General features: G+C 71.3%; 12 protein-coding genes. 6 read left to right on the top strand and 6 right to left on the bottom strand.

The window, feature by feature from the left end; all coding sequences use genetic code 11:
• Positions 1–28: 28 nt before the first annotated feature.
• Together ACH4F2_RS05635 and ACH4F2_RS05630 are read right to left on the bottom strand one after the other, a co-directional pair.
• Positions 29–946: a class I SAM-dependent methyltransferase gene (locus tag ACH4F2_RS05635; RefSeq protein WP_398131398.1), complete on the bottom strand. Its 918-nt coding sequence runs from the start codon at positions 944–946 to the stop codon at positions 29–31.
• A gap of 147 nt (positions 947–1,093) precedes the next feature.
• Positions 1,094–2,821, bottom strand: coding sequence for a glycoside hydrolase family 6 protein (locus ACH4F2_RS05630; RefSeq protein WP_398131397.1), 1,728 nt, complete (start codon positions 2,819–2,821; stop codon positions 1,094–1,096).
• Between the two features lie 513 nt (positions 2,822–3,334).
• On the opposite strand from ACH4F2_RS05630, the gene ACH4F2_RS05625 reads away from it, so the two are divergent.
• The 3 genes from ACH4F2_RS05625 (at position 3,335) to ACH4F2_RS05615 (ending at position 9,562) form a co-directional block, all read left to right on the top strand.
• Positions 3,335–6,256, top strand: a complete 2,922-nt coding sequence (locus tag ACH4F2_RS05625; protein WP_398131396.1) for a glycoside hydrolase family 48 protein — start codon at positions 3,335–3,337, stop codon at positions 6,254–6,256.
• Positions 6,257–6,527: 271 nt separating this feature from the next.
• Positions 6,528–9,179, top strand: coding sequence for a cellulose binding domain-containing protein (locus ACH4F2_RS05620; protein WP_398131395.1), 2,652 nt, complete (start codon positions 6,528–6,530; stop codon positions 9,177–9,179).
• 137 nt (positions 9,180–9,316) lie between these two features.
• On the top strand, positions 9,317–9,562 hold the full coding sequence (locus ACH4F2_RS05615) for a hypothetical protein (RefSeq protein WP_398131394.1): 246 nt from the start codon (positions 9,317–9,319) through the stop codon (positions 9,560–9,562).
• Between the two features lie 15 nt (positions 9,563–9,577).
• Here ACH4F2_RS05615 and ACH4F2_RS05610 read toward each other — a convergent pair whose 3' ends face one another.
• From ACH4F2_RS05610 to ACH4F2_RS05600, 3 genes are all read right to left on the bottom strand, one after another.
• Positions 9,578–11,452 carry a rhamnogalacturonan lyase gene (locus tag ACH4F2_RS05610; protein WP_398131393.1) on the bottom strand — a complete coding sequence of 625 codons (1,875 nt, stop codon included), beginning with the start codon at positions 11,450–11,452 and terminating at the stop codon, positions 9,578–9,580.
• A 76-nt stretch (positions 11,453–11,528) separates the two neighbouring features.
• Positions 11,529–12,269: a class I SAM-dependent methyltransferase gene (locus ACH4F2_RS05605; protein ID WP_398131392.1), complete on the bottom strand. Its 741-nt coding sequence runs from the start codon at positions 12,267–12,269 to the stop codon at positions 11,529–11,531.
• A gap of 5 nt (positions 12,270–12,274) precedes the next feature.
• On the bottom strand, positions 12,275–12,580 hold the full coding sequence (locus ACH4F2_RS05600; protein WP_398131391.1) for a 4a-hydroxytetrahydrobiopterin dehydratase: 306 nt from the start codon (positions 12,578–12,580) through the stop codon (positions 12,275–12,277).
• Positions 12,581–12,712: 132 nt separating this feature from the next.
• Here ACH4F2_RS05600 and ACH4F2_RS05595 point away from each other — a divergent pair, with 132 nt between their 5' ends.
• Entirely contained in the window at positions 12,713–13,528 is an 816-nt protein-coding gene (locus ACH4F2_RS05595) for a helix-turn-helix domain-containing protein (RefSeq protein ID WP_398131390.1), read from the top strand.
• On the opposite strand, the gene ACH4F2_RS05590 is transcribed toward ACH4F2_RS05595, so the two are convergent.
• On the bottom strand, positions 13,510–13,935 hold the full coding sequence (locus tag ACH4F2_RS05590) for a hypothetical protein (protein WP_398131389.1): 426 nt from the start codon (positions 13,933–13,935) through the stop codon (positions 13,510–13,512). The two genes, ACH4F2_RS05595 and ACH4F2_RS05590, sit on opposite strands and share 19 nt — an antisense overlap.
• A 216-nt stretch (positions 13,936–14,151) precedes the next feature.
• Here ACH4F2_RS05590 and ACH4F2_RS05585 point away from each other — a divergent pair, with 216 nt between their 5' ends.
• On the top strand, positions 14,152–15,015 hold the full coding sequence (locus ACH4F2_RS05585; protein ID WP_398131388.1) for a helix-turn-helix domain-containing protein: 864 nt from the start codon (positions 14,152–14,154) through the stop codon (positions 15,013–15,015).
• Between the two features lie 103 nt (positions 15,016–15,118).
• Positions 15,119–15,934 (top strand): SAM-dependent methyltransferase, encoded by an 816-nt coding sequence (locus ACH4F2_RS05580; protein ID WP_398131387.1) that lies wholly within the window; start codon positions 15,119–15,121, stop codon positions 15,932–15,934.
• Positions 15,935–15,991 lie beyond the last annotated feature (57 nt).

Below are 15,991 nucleotides of genomic sequence, written 5' to 3'. Positions count from 1 at the left end.
GGCGCGCTCTCGACGTCAGGTACCCGGGTCAGGACGGCCGCTGGGCCGTGTAGACCGTGTGCGCCGCCAGCACGAACACGTCCCGGCGCCGGTGCACGCTCGCCTCGTCACCGGGGTCGAGCAGCCGGTCGAGCGTGGCCCGGTCGACGGCGTCGAGGCCGTCCCCGACCCGGTCGCGCAGCCGGGACAGCCAGGTGATGACGTACGCTCGGGCCTCGTCCGTGACGGGCGCCGGCAGGTCCAGCAGGAAGCTGCGGGTACCGGTGTGCTTCAGACCCGCCGCGGTCAGCATGGCGGGCCAGTCCTCGGCGTCGGCCACGGAGCCGGGCAGACTCGCACGCATCTCCGCGAACCGGTCCTCCTCCACGGCGTGCATCCTGGCCTGCAGTCCGGGACGTCCGATCCCGAGGTCGCGGGGCAGGAACCGGGCGGGCAGTCCGCCCTCGAGGACCGCCAGCGTGCCGCCGGGCGCGAGATGCCCGGCGAGCGCGGCGAGGGCCGCGCGCTGGTCGCCGAGATGGTGCAGGCTCTGGCTGGCCCACATCAGGTCGGCGGGATAGTCGAGTTCGCCCAGTACGCCGGGCAGGTCGCCGGTGAGAGTGCCGAAGCGGTCGCCGGCACCGATCCGGGCGGCCCGTTCGCGGGCCCGCTCCAGCAGCGGTCCGGCGCCGTCGGCGGCGACGACGCGCGCGCCGGGGAAGGTGCCGGCGAACAGGCAGGAGACGACGCCGGGTCCGCTGCCGACGTCGACGACCAGACCGGGCTCGGTCACCTCCCCCGCCAGCCAGGTCATGGCCTGCCGGTACAGCGGCGTGTACAGCTCCGCCTGCGCCTCCAGCAGCGGGGCCATCTCGGCCCAGTCGAGATGGCCGTGGTCATGACCGTGTTCGTGTACGGGGCGGTCACGCCGGTGCTGGTTCTGGTGATGTCCGTGGTCGTGCGCCATGGTGGTCAGCCTCCCGTTCGCGATGCCGCCAGAGTGCGACGACTCACCGCGTCGGGGCAAGTACTGTTGCCGTAACCGCAAAAACGAACCACCGGGGCCCGGTCCTGAGGACCGGACCCCGACGGCGTCACCTACTCGGAATCCCGCTTACGGCAGCGGCGGGTAGGCGTTCTTCATCAGCTCCTGGAACTGCGCGGAGAACCAGTGCCCGGAGATCGGGGCGTCGGGCAGCGCACCGGGCGGGTTGTTGCCGTTGCGCGCGTTCCCCTCGTACGTGGGGTCGCACATCCGGTCGAAGCCCTTGCCCTCGGGGTTCGGGATCTCCTTGCTGGCGCCGTCGGACTCGCCCGGGGGCTTCATCCACACGTACGCGTCGATCCCGGCGGCGGGAGATGCCTGCGGGCGCTCGCCGAGGCCGGCTCCCGACTGGTTGCACCAGTTGCCGAGGTGGATGCGGCGGTCGTAGCGGCCACCGTCCACGTAGGCGTTGACGCTGGACTGCGGGCCGGGGCCGGCGGGCCGGGCCGTGCCGCCCCAGCCGTTGCGGGAGGTGTCGATCAGCATGCCGAGGTTCTGGTCGAAGCCGATCGAGACCAGCTTGTCGCGCATGGCCTGGGCGTAGGACAGCTCGTCGGTGTACTGGTTCCAGTCGACCCAGTCGGACTGGCGCACGGGGGTTCCGTTCACCGAGTCCGTGATCTTGAAGTTCTCCTCCTTCAGGGCGCTGTAGTTGGCGGTGTTGACGATGAAGCCGTGCACGTCGCCGACGGTCGCCCCCTCGGTGGTGGCGGCGGTCTTGAACATGTCCGCGGAGGGGCCGAAGTTGCTGTCCCAGCCGAGCCAGCCGTGGTGGCCGGCGTCGACGTAGTTGTAGACGTTGTCGACGTCGCCGAGCTTGTTCAGGGCGTAGCCGACGCCCTTCTGGTAGTTGCCGTTGGTCTTCATGATGTCGCAGTTCGCCGTGGCGGTCGGCCGACCGGAGACGTTGGTGACCAGGTTGGGCAGCGAGTCGATCTCGACCGTGGTGACGATCCTGAGGCCCGCGTACTTCGGGTCGGCGAGGATCGCGGCGATCGGGTCGATGTACTCGGTCTTGTACCGGCCGATCTCCGTCGGACCCAGCTCTCCGTTGGAGGCGAGCGCCGCGCAGTCACGGCCGGGCAGGTTGTAGATGACGAGCTGGATGGCGAGTTCGCCGGAGCCCTTCTGCGTCAGCGCCTCGTCGAGGTGGTCGCGCAGGCCCATGCCGCCGTTCACACCCTCGATGGCGGCGATCCGGTCGAGCCACACACCGGTGGGCTGGCCGGCGATGCGGTCGCCGCCGGGCTCGGCGGCGGCCTTCTCGGACCACTCGGGGTTCACGTAGACCTTGGCGCCGTCGTAGGGGTTGTTCACCCGGTCGGAGGGACCACCGGGGTCCGGCGGGTCGGTCGGGTCCGGGTCGGTCGATCCGCCGTCGTCGACGTTGCAGGTGACGCCGTTGAGGGTGAAGGTGGCCGGGATCGCGTTGCTGCCGCTGTAGGTGCCCTGGAAGCCGAAGCTCGCCGAACCGCCCGTGGAGAGGGTTCCGTTGTACGACTCGTTGGCCACGGTGACGGCGGCACCGCTCTGACTTACCTTCGCGTTCCAGCTGTTGGTGACCTTCTGGCTGCCGGCGTACGTCCAGCCCAGCGACCAGCTGGAGGTCGCGGCGCCGTTGTTGGTGACGGTCACGGCGGCGGTGAAGCCGCTGCCCCAGTCGTTCTGCACCTTGTAGTCGACGGCGCAGGGGACGGCCGCCGCGCCGGCGTTCGCGGACTGGGCGGCGAAGGCCGTGCCGGTTGCCCCGGCGACCAGCGTCAGGGCAGCGAGCATCGCGGTTCTGCTACGGGTCATGAGTGCGCGTTCCTTCTTTCGTGGGGGTGTGCGGGTGCTGTCGTCCGGGGCCGGCGCCGACTGGGCGCGGCCAGCTGCCGAACGGCATGGGGGTGCCGTGTTCGGAGGGTCAGGAACGACCCGCGGGCACGATGGGACCGCCCGGGGGGTGTACGAGCCGGCGCGCCGGCCGATGAAGCGTGGGACCTGCCTCGACTGCGGCTAAAAGTCCTGAACGCGGAGGGTGGAGCGGGGGGTGTCGCATGAGCGACTCCTTGCAGTTCGGGCGCGCCGTGACGAACGCGTCGACTGATGGAACCGCTCCCACTGGTGCCAGTGAAGGTAGCGCCAAGTGACGGTAAAGAACAGAGGAGTCACCGACTTTCTCCCGACACCACCCGTCGAATCTTTTCGACTCTTCACACATCTTGACCGCCCTGCCCCCTCTCCTCACTATGGGAGCGCTCCCACTGGTTCAAGGCTTGTTGCTCCTCCCCCACTCCTCTCCCCGAGCCGCAAGGAGGAACCAGCACCATGCATCTCGAACGCAGACGCAGACGCCGCACCGCGCGGCGGCTGTGGACCACCGCGCTGGCCGCCCTGGCACTACCCCTCACGATGCTGAGCAGCGGTTCGACTCCCGCTCAGGCGGCGGCACTTCAGTGCAGCGTGGACTACAGGACCAACGACTGGGGCGCCGGCTTCACCGCGGAGCTGACGCTCACCAACCGCGGCACCGACGCCATCGACGGCTGGACGCTGACGTACGACTACGCGGGCAACCAGAAGCTGACCAACGGCTGGAACGGCACCTGGTCCCAGGCGGGGCAGACGGTCACCGTGAAGAACGCCTCGTACAACGCGCGGATCGCCGCGGGCGCCGCCGTCTCCACCGGTGGGCAGTTCACCTACAGCGGCGCCAACGCCGCGCCGACCGGTTTCGCGGTCAACGGCACCTCCTGCGCCGGCGCGCACCAGCCACCCATCGCCGTGCTGACCAGCCCGGAGGCGGGCGCGGTGTACTCGCAGGGCGCGGCGGTCCCGCTGGCGGCCACGGCGGCCGCCGCCGACGGCGCCACGATCAGCAAGGTGGAGTTCTACGACGACACCACACTGCTGGGCACCGACACCAGCTCCCCCTACACGCACTCCGCCTCTGGCTTGACCGTGGGCAGTCATTCTCTGGTGGCGAAGGCCTACGACAGCATGGGCGCCTCCGCGAGCTCGACGCCGGTCGGCATCACCGTCGCCTCGGGCCCGACCGTGGTGGCCACCCCTGCTCAACTGGGCGTCCAACAGGGCGAGTCGGGGACGTACGAGGTGAAGCTGTCGAAGCAGCCGGCCGCGAACGTCGCCGTGTCGACGACCCGCGCGAGCGGCAACACCGGCCTGACCGTCTCGGGCGGGGCGGCCCTCACCTTCACCCCCGCCAACTGGGACACCGCCCAGCGGGTGACCATCGCGGCCGACGCCTCCGGCACCGGATCGGCGGTCTTCGAGTCGACGGCCCCCGGCCACGGCAAGGCCACCGTCACCGTGACCCAGCTGGCCGCCGCGAAGGACTACGACGCCCGCTTCCTCGAGCTGTACGGAAAGATCACGGACCCGGCGAACGGCTACTTCTCGCCCGAGGGCGTCCCGTACCACTCGGTGGAGACCCTGATCGTCGAGGCCCCCGACCACGGGCACGAGACCACGTCCGAGGCCTACAGCTACCTGCTGTGGCTCCAGGCCATGTACGGCAAGGTCACCGGCGACTGGACCCGGTTCAACAACGCCTGGGAGATCATGGAGACGTACATGATCCCCACGCACGCCGACCAGCCGACCAACTCGGCCTACAACGCCTCGAAGCCGGCGACGTACGCGCCCGAGCTGGACACGCCGCAGGAGTACCCGGCGAAGCTGGACGGCACGGTCTCCGTCGGCCCGGACCCGATCGCCGCCGAGCTGAAGTCGGCGTACGGCACGGACGACGTGTACGGCATGCACTGGCTCCAGGACGTCGACAACACCTACGGCTACGGCAACTCGCCCGGCAAGTGCGAGGCGGGCCCGTCGGACACCGGCCCCTCCTACATCAACACCTTCCAGCGCGGCGCGCAGGAGTCGGTGTGGGAGACGGTGCCGCAGCCGACCTGCGACGCGTTCAAGTACGGCGGCCCCAACGGCTACCTGGACCTGTTCACCGGTGACGCGTCCTACGCGAAGCAGTGGAAGTTCACCAACGCCCCGGACGCCGACGCGCGGGCCGTGCAGGCCGCGTACTGGGCGGACAAGTGGGCCGAGGAGCAGGGCAAGGGCGACGAGATCGCCGGGACCCTCGACAAGGCCGCCAAGATGGGCGACTACCTGCGCTACGCCATGTTCGACAAGTACTTCAAGAAGGTCGGCGACTGCGTGGGTCCGACCAGCTGCCCGGCCGGCACGGGCAAGGACTCCTCGCACTACCTGCTGTCCTGGTACTACGCCTGGGGCGGCGCCGTGGACACCTCGGCGGGCTGGGCCTGGCGCATCGGCTCCAGCCACACGCACGGCGGCTACCAGAACCCGCTGGCCGCGTACGCGCTGAGCACCTACGACGACCTGAAGCCGAAGTCGGCGACGGGCGCGTCCGACTGGGCCAAGTCCCTCGACCGGCAGGTGGAGTTCTACCGCTGGCTGCAGTCCGACGAGGGCGCCATCGCGGGCGGCGCCACCAACAGCTGGGCGGGCCGGTACGCGACGCCGCCGGCCGGTACGCCGACCTTCTACGGCATGTACTACGACGAGAAGCCCGTGTACCACGACCCGCCGTCCAACCAGTGGTTCGGTTTCCAGGCGTGGTCCATGGAGCGGGTCGCCGAGTACTACCAGCAGAGCGGTGACGCGGCGGCCAAGGAGGTCCTGGACAAGTGGGTCGACTGGGCGCTGTCGGAGACGACGGTCAACCCGGACGGCACCTTCCGGATCCCCTCGACGATGCAGTGGTCGGGGCAGCCCGACACCTGGAACGCCTCCTCCCCGGGTGACAACAGCGACCTGCACGTCACCGTCTCGGACTACACCAACGACGTCGGTGTGGCGGCGGCGTACGCCAAGACCCTGACGTACTACGCCGACCGCTCGGGCGACACGGAGGCGGCCGCGACCGCCAAGGCGCTGCTCGACGGCATGTGGGAGAACAACCAGACCGCGCTCGGCATCGCCGTCCCGGAGACCCGCGCCGACTACAACCGCTTCGACGACCCGGTCCACGTCCCGAGCGGCTGGAGCGGGACCATGCCCAACGGCGACACGATCGACGCGTCGTCGACCTTCTCCTCGATCCGTTCCTTCTACCAGGACGACCCTGCCTGGTCGAAGATCGAGAGCTATCTCGCGGGCGGTGCCGCGCCCACGTTCACGTACCACCGGTTCTGGGCGCAGGCTGACATCGCCCTCGCCATGGGTTCGTACGCGGAGCTTCTCGAATAGCCCCCGCGGAGCGCTCCGGGGACGGGCGGTGGGTCGGCTGCGGGATGTGTGTGGCTGGTCGCGCTCGCGCGGCGGTAGCCGCAAGTCGATACAGCCCCGCGCCCCTGACGGGGGCGCGGTGGTACCGCCTCTTCCCCGTAGCGCTCGACGGCTCCGCGTGCACGGTCCCGCCACCGGACGGCGGGACCACCTACCGGGCGGCCCTCGTCCACACCGAGGCCGCCCGGTCCTCGCATGTGTTCTGCTCCTGACGGAAGGACGGTTCCCCACCGTGCGAAGAACCCGGATCCTCACCGTTCTCCTGGCCCTCGCGGCCGGACTCCTGGCGGGCGGCCCGCCCACCGCCCTGGCCGCCGAGGCACCGAAGACGGCCCTCGCCGCCGACACCTACACCTGGAAGAACGCCCGCATCGACGGCGGCGGCTTCGTCCCCGGCATCGTCTTCAACCGCACCGAGAAGGACCTGGCCTACGCCCGTACCGACATCGGCGGCGCCTACCGCTGGGAGGAGGGGACGAAGACCTGGACGCCCCTGCTCGACCACGTCGGCTGGGACGACTGGGGGCACACGGGCGTGGTCAGCGTCGCCTCCGACTCCGTCGACCCCGACCGGGTGTACGCGGCGGTCGGCACGTACACCAACGACTGGGACCCGGGCAACGGCGCGGTCCTGCGCTCCGCCGACCGGGGCGCCACCTGGGAGAAGACCGACCTCCCCTTCAAGCTGGGCGGCAACATGCCGGGCCGCGGCATGGGCGAGCGCCTCGCGGTCGACCCGCACGACAACGACGTGCTGTACCTGGGGGCGCCCAGCGGCAACGGCCTGTGGCGGTCGACCGACGCGGGCGTGACCTGGGCCGAGGTGACCGCCTTCCCCAACCCCGGCGACTACGCCCAGGATCCGAGCGACACGAGCGGCTACGCCTCCGACAACCAGGGCATCGTCTGGGTGACGTTCGACGAGTCGACGGGCACCGCGGGCGCGGCCACCAAGACCGTCTACGTCGGGGTCGCCGACAAGGAGAACGCCGTCTACCGCTCGACCGACGCGGGCGCCACCTGGCAGCCGGTCGCCGGACAGCCCACCGGCTACCTGGCCCACAAGGGCGTCCTGGACGCGGAGAACGGCCACCTCTACCTCGCCTACAGCGACACGGGCGGCCCGTACGACGGCGGCAAGGGCCGGCTGTACCGGTACGCGACGGGGACGGGTACCTGGACGGACGTCAGCCCGGTCGCCGAGGCGGACACCTACTACGGCTTCAGCGGCCTGACCGTCGACCGGCAGAACCCCGGGACGGTGATGGCGACGGCGTACAGCTCGTGGTGGCCGGACACGCAGATCTTCCGCTCGACGGACAGCGGCGCGACGTGGACGCAGGCGTGGAACTACACGTCGTACCCGACCCGCGAGAACCGCTACACGATGGACGTCTCGTCGTCCCCGTGGCTGACCTGGGGCGCGAACCCGTCACCGCCCGAACAGACGCCGAAACTGGGCTGGATGACGGAGGCGCTGGAGATCGACCCGTTCGACTCGGACCGGATGATGTACGGCACCGGAGCGACGATCTACGGCACGGAGAACCTCACGAACTGGGACGACGAAGGCGGCAGGTTCGCCATCGAGCCCATGGTCCGCGGGCTGGAGGAGACGGCGGTCAACGACCTGGCCGCTCCCCCGTCGGGCGCCCCGCTGCTCAGTGCGCTGGGTGACATCGGCGGCTTCCGGCACACCAGCCTGACCGAGGTGCCGTCGATGATGTTCACCTCCCCGAACTTCACCTCGACCACGAGCCTGGACTTCGCGGAGGCGAACCCGGACGTCGTCGTGCGGGCCGGCAACCTGGACGCGGGTCCGCACGTCGCGTTCTCCACGGACAACGGCGCCAACTGGTTCGGCGGCACCGACCCCTCGGGGGTGAGCGGCGGCGGGACGGTCGCGGCGGGCGCGGACGGCAGTCGTTTCGTGTGGAGTCCGCAGGGCACCGGCGTCCACTTCACGAACGGCTTCGGCACCTCCTGGCAGGCCTCGGCCGGCATCCCGGCCGGGGCGGTCGTCGAGTCCGACCGGGTGGACCCGAAGACCTTCTACGGCTTCAAGTCCGGCACGTTCTACGTCAGCACGGACGGCGGCGCGACCTTCACCCCGTCGGCGGCGACCGGCCTGCCCGCCGGAGACAGCGTCCGCTTCAAGGCACTGCCGGGCGGGAAGGGCGACATCTGGCTGGCCGGCGGGGCGACGGACGGCCCGTACGGCCTGTGGCACTCGACGGACGGCGGCGCGACCTTCACCAAGCTCCCGAACGTCGAGGCCGCGGACACCATCGGCTTCGGCAAGGCGGCACCGGACGCGACCTACCAGACCCTCTTCACCAGCGCGAAGATCGCCGGGGTCCGCGGCATCTTCCGCTCCACCGACCGGGGCGCCACCTGGACCCGGGTCAACGACGACGCCCACCAGTGGGGCTGGACCGGTGCGGCCATCACCGGCGACCCGCGCGTGTACGGGCGGGTGTACGTGGCGACGAACGGACGGGGCGTCGTCTACGGCGACACGGCCGGCACCGACCCCGGTCCGGGGCCCGGCCCGACACCCACGGGAGCCTGCACGGTGACGTACACGGTCACCAACCAGTGGGCGGGCGGCTTCCAGGCCGACGTACGGCTCACCAACACGGGCACCTCCGCCTGGAACGGCTGGAGTCTCGGCTGGTCGTTCACCGGCGGTCAGCAGGTGACGCAGATGTGGAACGCGGGACACACCCAGTCGGGCACCGCGGTGACGGCGAAGAACGTCGGCTGGAACGCCAACGTACCCCCGGGGGCGTCGGTGGGCTTCGGCTTCACGGGGAGCTGGTCGGGGGCGAACGCGACTCCGACGTCGTTCAAGTTGGGTGATCAGGCCTGCAAACAGGCGTGACCGTCCGGGAGGGCGCGTGCCGGCGGCGCGCCCTCCCACCCGCGTGACCAGTGCGCCCGTTTCGCGCCCTTGTGGCACCGCCGCCCTTCTTCGACCGTTGTGTCAGTGGGAGTGGTAGCGAGGACAAGGGGAGCCGCATGGCGCGGAAGTGGGAGGGCGCGGCAGGACTGCTGCTGCTCGGACTGGCGGTGCTGCTGCACCGGACGGTCACGGACGATGCGGCGAAGAGACGACTCGAGCACTGGCGGAACGCCGCCCTGCGCGCCGCGTACCGGCGGGGTGTACCGGTGGAGGTGCTCGCCTCGCGGACGCGGCTGACGCAGGGGTGGGTCAAGAAGGTGGTCACCGGCGGGGACCCCCCGCCGGTGGACAAGGCCGCCTGAAGGGGCGGACGTGGATCAGGGCGTGTACACCGTCGGCCTGGGCGGTGTCGCCATGCCGCCGCCTACGAAGAAGCTCGGGTGCGGGGGCTGGTTGTAGGCGGTGTTCTGCCAGGCCAGGGCCGTGCGGTACTGGGTGTCGTGGAGGAGGGTCGTGATGCGGGTGTCGGTGTCGTGGGGCGTGGAGTAGATACGCAGGACCGTGTTGTCGGTGCTGCGCCAGACGACCTCCTCGCGCCAGTCGCCGAGGATGTCGCCGGCGAGGACCGGCGTGGCCTTCGTGCCGTTGTTGGACGCGACGCCGGAGCCGGTCAGCAGGCGGGTGTCGCCTGAGGTGCCGTACTTGTCGACGCGGGTGCCGTCGAGGAGTTCGCGGACCGGGTCACCGTCCCACCAGGACAGGAAGTTGGCGCTGGAGGGCTTGCGGCTGCCCACCACGGTGCCCTTCGGGTTGCGGATGCCGCTCTCGGCGGACGACCAGGACTCGGCGCCCGCGCTGCCGGACCAGATGTCGGCGGAGACGCCCCGGCCGTTGTCGCCGCTCGCGCCGGTGGCCCAGATGATCTGGCCCGTGCGCGCGTCCGCCATCCACGACGAGGGCTTCGAGCTGTCCTCGTCGACCTTGAACTCCTCCAGGCCCGCGCGGGACGGGTCGAGGTCGCCGACGTGCATGGCGTCGCCGTGGCCGTTCTTCGTGGTCCACAGGGCGTGGCCGTTGTCGTCGACGGCCATCGCGCCGTAGACGATCTCGTCCTTGCCGTCGCCGTCGACGTCCGCGACGGACAGCTGGTGGTTGCCCTGGCCGTCGTAGCCCTTGCCGGCGTTGGTGGAGGAGTTGGTGTCGAAGGTCCAACGGCGGGTGAACCGACCGTCGCGCCAGTCCCAGGCGGCGATCACGGAGCGCGTGTAGTAGCCGCGCGCCATGATCAGCGAGGGGCGGGAGCCGTCGAGGTACGCCGTGCCCGCCAGGAAGCGGTCGACGCGGTTGCCGTAGGAGTCGCCCCAGGCGGAGACGTTGCCCCGGGCGGGCACGTAGTCGACGGTGCCCATGGCCTTGCCGGTCTGCCCGTTGAACATGGTCAGGTACTCGGGGCCGGACAGGATGTAGCCGGACGCGTTGCGGTGGTCGGCCGAGGAGCTGCCGATGACCGCGCCGGTGCCGTCCTTCGTGCCGTCGGCGGTCTTCATGGCGACCTCGGCCTTGCCGTCGCCGTCGTAGTCGTACACCTGGAACTGCGTGTAGTGGGCGCCGGAGCGGATGTTGCGGCCCAGGTCGATCCGCCACAGCCGGGTGCCGTCGAGCTTGACGCCGTCGACGATCGTGTTGCCGGTGTAGCCGGACTGGGAGTTGTCCTTGGCGTTGGTCGGCTGCCACTTGAGGACGATGTCCAGTGCGCCGTCACCGTCGAGGTCGCCGACGGAGGCGTCGTTGGCCTCGTAGGTGTAGGAGACGCCGTCGGGTGTCGTGCCGCCGGACGGAGGGCTGATGGGGACGTCCTTGTAGCCGGCCCGGAACTGGATCGCGTGGACCGAGTCGCCCTGCTCCGTGCCGTTCACGACCGCGCGGACGGTGTAGTCGGCGTGGGACGGCGCGCTGGAGTGGAAGTAGGTGGTGGAGCCGGTGACCGGGGCGGAGTTGACCTTCGTGCCGGCCCGGTAGACGTTGAACGAGACGTTGTCCGGGTCGGTGCCCAGCCAGCGCCAGCTGACCAGGTTGCCGTCGCCGGTGTGGACGCTGACGACGCCCCGGTCGAGGGCCTCGGCCTGCCGGGCCGTGGCGGCCTCGGCGGTGTCGGGGGTGAGGGTCGTCAGACCGGTGCCGACAAGGCCTGCGGCGGTGAGGGCCGCTGCCAGGACGAACGGACGTCTGCGGTGCTTGCGGGGGTGCCTCACGGGACGGACCTCCTTGAGGACGGATGGGTTCCGCCTCTCAGTCGCCGCCCGGAGCGGCCGGGTTGCCGCCCTGGGTCTACGGATTCGCGAACGCCCGCAAGGTGAAGACCGGGTCGGGGCGCGGCCGGTCCTGGTCGGGGAGGGACGCGAGCCGGGTGGCGAAGTGCTCGGCGCGCGGGTCGCCCGGCGGGAGTGTGACGAACCAGCCGCGCCGGAGGTCGGCGATCGTCCGGCGCGGGCTGCGGCCCTGGCCGTGGCCGGTGAAGCGGGCCTGCCCCGCCGGGACCAGGCCGTGTGCGCGGGCGTACGACTCGACGAGTCCGGCGGCGTCGTGGGCGGTGCTGGGCGGGCGGGAGGCGAGCACGGCGTCGATGTCGCTGCCCACGTTGTGCGAGGCGCCCTTGTCGACCGTCGTCACGTAGACCCCGCCGGGCCGCAGGACGCGCGCGCACTCGCCGACGATCGCCCGCACGTTCTCGGCGCTCCCGGCGAGGTGCAGCAGCCACACACTGCTGACGGCGTCGAACTCCCCGTCCCGGAAGGGCAGCCGGCGGCTGTCGGCCAGCACGACGGCGCCGGGCAGCCGGGCGGCGGCGTAGCGGGCCATGGTGGGGGCGAGGTCGGCGCCGGTCACCCGCATGCCGTCCCGCCCGGCGGCGAACCGGCGGGTGACGATGCCGGTGCCGCAGGCGATGTCGAGCAGGCTGCGCGCCTGCGGCGGTACGAGGCTCAGTACGGCCTGCGCGGCGGCCTCGGCGCGGGGCTCGCCGCCGCGGGAGGCGTCGTACCGTTCCGCTTCGTCGTCGTAGTCGAGCACACCCGTCAGTGTGCCGCATGGCCGGCGGCCAGGTCCTCCACTCTGCGGGCGAGCTGCACGTCCTTCTCGGTGACGGCGCCGCCCGCGCTGTGGGTGTGGACGGCCAGGAAGACCGTGTCGTACCCGAGGGTCAGGTCGGAGTGGTGGTCGAGTTCCTCCTGCACCTGCGCGATGTGGACGACCATCGCGGTGGCCGCGAAGTGCGAGCCGAGCCGGTAGGAACGGGTGAGGCGGCCGTCGTCGAGGGACCAGCCCGGCAGCTCGGCCAGCCGCTCCTCGATCTCCTTCTGCGACAGCGGTTCGACGGGCATGGGCTGCGCTCCCTTCCTGAACGGGGTCACTCCCCTGGTACCCCTTCAGCCTGCCACAGCACGGCCGTCCGAGCCCTGGTCGGGAGCGTCGGCCGGTGCCGGTGCGGACCGCCGTCGGCTACCGTTCGGCGCATGACCGCACTCATGTCCGGTACCGCCCCCACCGCCCAGGGCGTGGGCCCCCTGCTGCGGGCCTGGCGGGTGCGGCGGCGGGTCAGCCAGCTGGAGCTGGCCCTGCGCGCCGACTCCTCCGCCCGGCACATCAGCTTCGTCGAGACGGGCCGCTCCCGGCCGAGTGAGGAGATGGTGCTGCGGCTCGCCGAGCACCTCGACGTCCCCGTGCGGGAGCGCAACGCGCTGCTGCTCGCGGCCGGTTACGCCCCGCACTATCCGGAGACCCCGCTGGACGACCCGGCGATGGACGCCCTGCGCGAGGGCATGGAGCGGCTGATCCGGGGCTACGAGCCCTATCCCGCGCTGGTCGTCGACGCGACGTACCGGGTACTGGCCGCCAACCGGGGCATCCTGATGCTGATGGACGGTGTGCCGGAGCATCTCCTCGAACCACCGCTGAACGCGATGCGGCTGACCCTGCACCCGGAGGGCCTGGCGCCGCGCATCCGCAACCTGCGCGAGTGGCGCGGGCATCTGCTGGAGCAGATGGAGCGCCAGATCGCCCTGCACCGCTCGGAGCCGCTGCGGGCGCTGTACGAGGAGGTGGCGGCGTATCCGGTGCCGGACACCGCGGCGGGCGAGGAGCCGGCCGAGCCGGTGCCGTACTTCGCGCTGCCCATGCAGCTGGAACACGAGGGCCACACCCTGTCGTTCATCTCGTCCATCTCCACCTTCAACACACCGATGGACGTGACCGTCGCCGAGCTGGCCATCGAGACGCTGCTCCCGGCCGACCCGGCGACGGTCAAGTACCTTCACACACTGTTGTCCTGACGCTGCCTCAGCGCCACGTACTGCAGCAGCGCGAAACCGGCGACGGTGAGCGCCTGGAGCACCGTCCACACCGCACCGGCCGTGGTGGGCGTCAGCCACAGGGCGAGGGCGGCGAAGCTGACCGCCGCCCAGGCGAGGTTGGCCTCGACGATCACCCGTACGGCGAGCGCCGGGGGCCGGCGGCGCGAGGCGGCCAGGGCGACACCGACCGCGTACACGGCGAGGAACGCGCCGAGGCCGAGCAGCAGCCCGGAACCGGCACCGAGGAACCGGCCCAGCGGTCCGGCGAACGCGAGGTAGGCGAGCGCGTTGGCACCGGTCACCACCGCGTCGAGGGCGAGGAAGCGGCGCAGCATCAGCTGCGGCTCGGCGGTGCGGGCGAGTGCGGCCAGCTGGTTCGTGGACATGACTAGTCACCCTCCGTGGGGGTCGGACACGCTGCGGGAACCGGGTTCCGGACCGGAGTGCGCCGGACCGGAACCCGATGACCCCACGATCCCGTCCGGACCGCTCCCGGTCGATTACCCGCCGGGTAATGATGTCGGTCCCCGCCACCCCTTGTGAGACTGACGGGGGAACATGACAGACTGCGGGCAGACTTGGGCGCGTTGGGGAGGCGTGGCGTGAGTGAGCGGCGGGCCGCACCCACCGTGGGCCAGGTGGTCCTCGGCAGGCGGCTGCAGGAACTTCGGGAGGCGGCGGGTCTCAAGCGCGAGGAGGCCGCCAAGGTGCTCCGGGTGGCCCCGGCGACCGTGCGGCGCATGGAAACGGCCGAGGTCGCGCTGAAGATACCGTATGTCCAGATCCTGCTGACGGCGTACGGCGTACCCGAGGCCGAGGTGTCGGCGTTCGTCACGCTGGCCGAGGAGGCGAACCGGCCGGGCTGGTGGCAGCGGTACCACGACGTGCTGCCGGACTGGTTCAGCATGTACGTGAGCCTGGAGGGTGCCGCGCGTATCGTCCGTTCCTACGAGCCGCACTTCGTACCGGGGCTGCTGCAGACCGAGGACTACGCGCGCTCGGTGCTGGAGGCCGGCACGATCGGCAACGCGGGCCGGGACGCGGTCGAGCGGCACGTGTCCCTGCGCATGGAGCGGCAGCGGCTGCTGGAGGGCGCGGACGCGCCCCACCTGTGGGTGGTGATGGACGAGACGGTGCTGCGACGGCCGGTGAGCATCGACGGCCGGGTGATGCGCGACCAGTTGGACAAGCTGCTGGAGTTCTCGGTCCGGGACCGGGTGACGCTCCAGGTCGCCGAGTTCGAGGACGGGCCGCACCCCGGGACGTACGCGCCGTTCACTCTCTTCCGGTTCGCGGAGCCGGAGCTGCCCGACATGGTCTTCACCGAGTATCTGACCGGTGCCCTGTACCTGGACTCCCGCGCGGAGGTCTCGGCGCACCTGGAGGTCCTGGACCACATGACGGCGCGTGCCGCCTCGACCCAGCGCACCGAGAAGGTGCTGCTCGAGTACCGCGAGACCTTCTGACCCGGCGACCCCGGCACCCCAGACCCCGACCCACCAGGCTCCGACCCACCGAGCTCCGACCCACCGAGCCCCGACACACCAGGCCCCGAGGAGACGACAGCGCATGACCGGTTCCGACGCCACCGCCGCCCCCATCGACACCAGCCGGCCGCATCCGGCCCGCGTCTACGACTGGTGGCTGGGCGGCAAGGACAACTACCCGGTGGACGAGGAGCTGGCCCGCAAGATCCTCGCGGCGGACGACACGGCGGTCCGCGGGGCGCGGGCCAACCGCCGGTTCATGCACCGGGCCGTCCGTACGCTCGCCGAGGCCGGGATCCGCCAGTTCCTGGACATCGGCACCGGCATCCCCACCGAGCCGAACCTGCACCAGGTGGCCCAGGCGGTGGCGCCCGAGGCGCGGGTCGTCTACGCCGACAACGACCCGATCGTCCTGCGGCACGCCGAGGCACTGCTGCACGGCTCGGCGCAGGGGTCCACCGAGTACGTCCACGCGGACGTCCGGGACCCGGACAGGATCCTGCGGCTGGCGGGCGAGTCCCTGGACTTCGGCAGGCCGGTCGCCCTGTCGCTGGTGGCCCTGACGCACTACCTCGGCGACGCGGCCGACGGCGACGACGTCCACGGTCTGCTGGGGCGGTACGTCGACGCGCTCGCCCCGGGCAGCTACCTGGTCCTCTCCCAGGTCACGCCCGATCTGAACCCCGAGGCGGTGGGCAGGGCGGCCGGTCTGTTCGCCCGCAGCGGCACGCCGTTCTACCCGCGCTCCCTCACCGAGTTCTCGCGGTTCTTCGACGGCCTGGAGCTGCTGGGTCCCGGCACCATCCCGGTGACCGGGTGGCGGCCGGACCCGGAGGACGTGGCGACGCAGGCGGAGGGCATCGTGCCGGTGTACGCGGGGGTGGCGCGCAAGGCCTGACCCGGTCACCCGGACCGCCCGCCTGACCCGTACGGTCCCCGCGGACAGGTGCGCTCC

It is taken from the genome of Streptomyces sp. NPDC017890, assembly GCF_044328675.1.
Taxonomy (GTDB): Bacteria; Actinomycetota; Actinomycetes; order Streptomycetales; family Streptomycetaceae; genus Streptomyces.
This window is presented reverse-complemented; position numbering and strand designations above follow the sequence as displayed.

What these genes read in the sequence shown, in the direction of transcription:
- ACH4F2_RS05635 (WP_398131398.1), bottom strand. Translation starts at nt 946, where the DNA reads ATGGCGCACGACCACGGACATCACCAGAACCAGCACCGGCGTGACCGC.
- ACH4F2_RS05630 (WP_398131397.1), bottom strand. Translation starts at nt 2,821, where the DNA reads ATGACCCGTAGCAGAACCGCGATGCTCGCTGCCCTGACGCTGGTCGCC.
- ACH4F2_RS05625 (WP_398131396.1), top strand. Translation starts at nt 3,335, where the DNA reads ATGCATCTCGAACGCAGACGCAGACGCCGCACCGCGCGGCGGCTGTGG.
- ACH4F2_RS05615 (WP_398131394.1), top strand. Translation starts at nt 9,317, where the DNA reads ATGGCGCGGAAGTGGGAGGGCGCGGCAGGACTGCTGCTGCTCGGACTG.
- ACH4F2_RS05600 (WP_398131391.1), bottom strand. Translation starts at nt 12,580, where the DNA reads ATGCCCGTCGAACCGCTGTCGCAGAAGGAGATCGAGGAGCGGCTGGCC.
- ACH4F2_RS05595 (WP_398131390.1), top strand. Translation starts at nt 12,713, where the DNA reads ATGACCGCACTCATGTCCGGTACCGCCCCCACCGCCCAGGGCGTGGGC.
- ACH4F2_RS05590 (WP_398131389.1), bottom strand. Translation starts at nt 13,935, where the DNA reads ATGTCCACGAACCAGCTGGCCGCACTCGCCCGCACCGCCGAGCCGCAG.
- ACH4F2_RS05580 (WP_398131387.1), top strand. Translation starts at nt 15,119, where the DNA reads ATGACCGGTTCCGACGCCACCGCCGCCCCCATCGACACCAGCCGGCCG.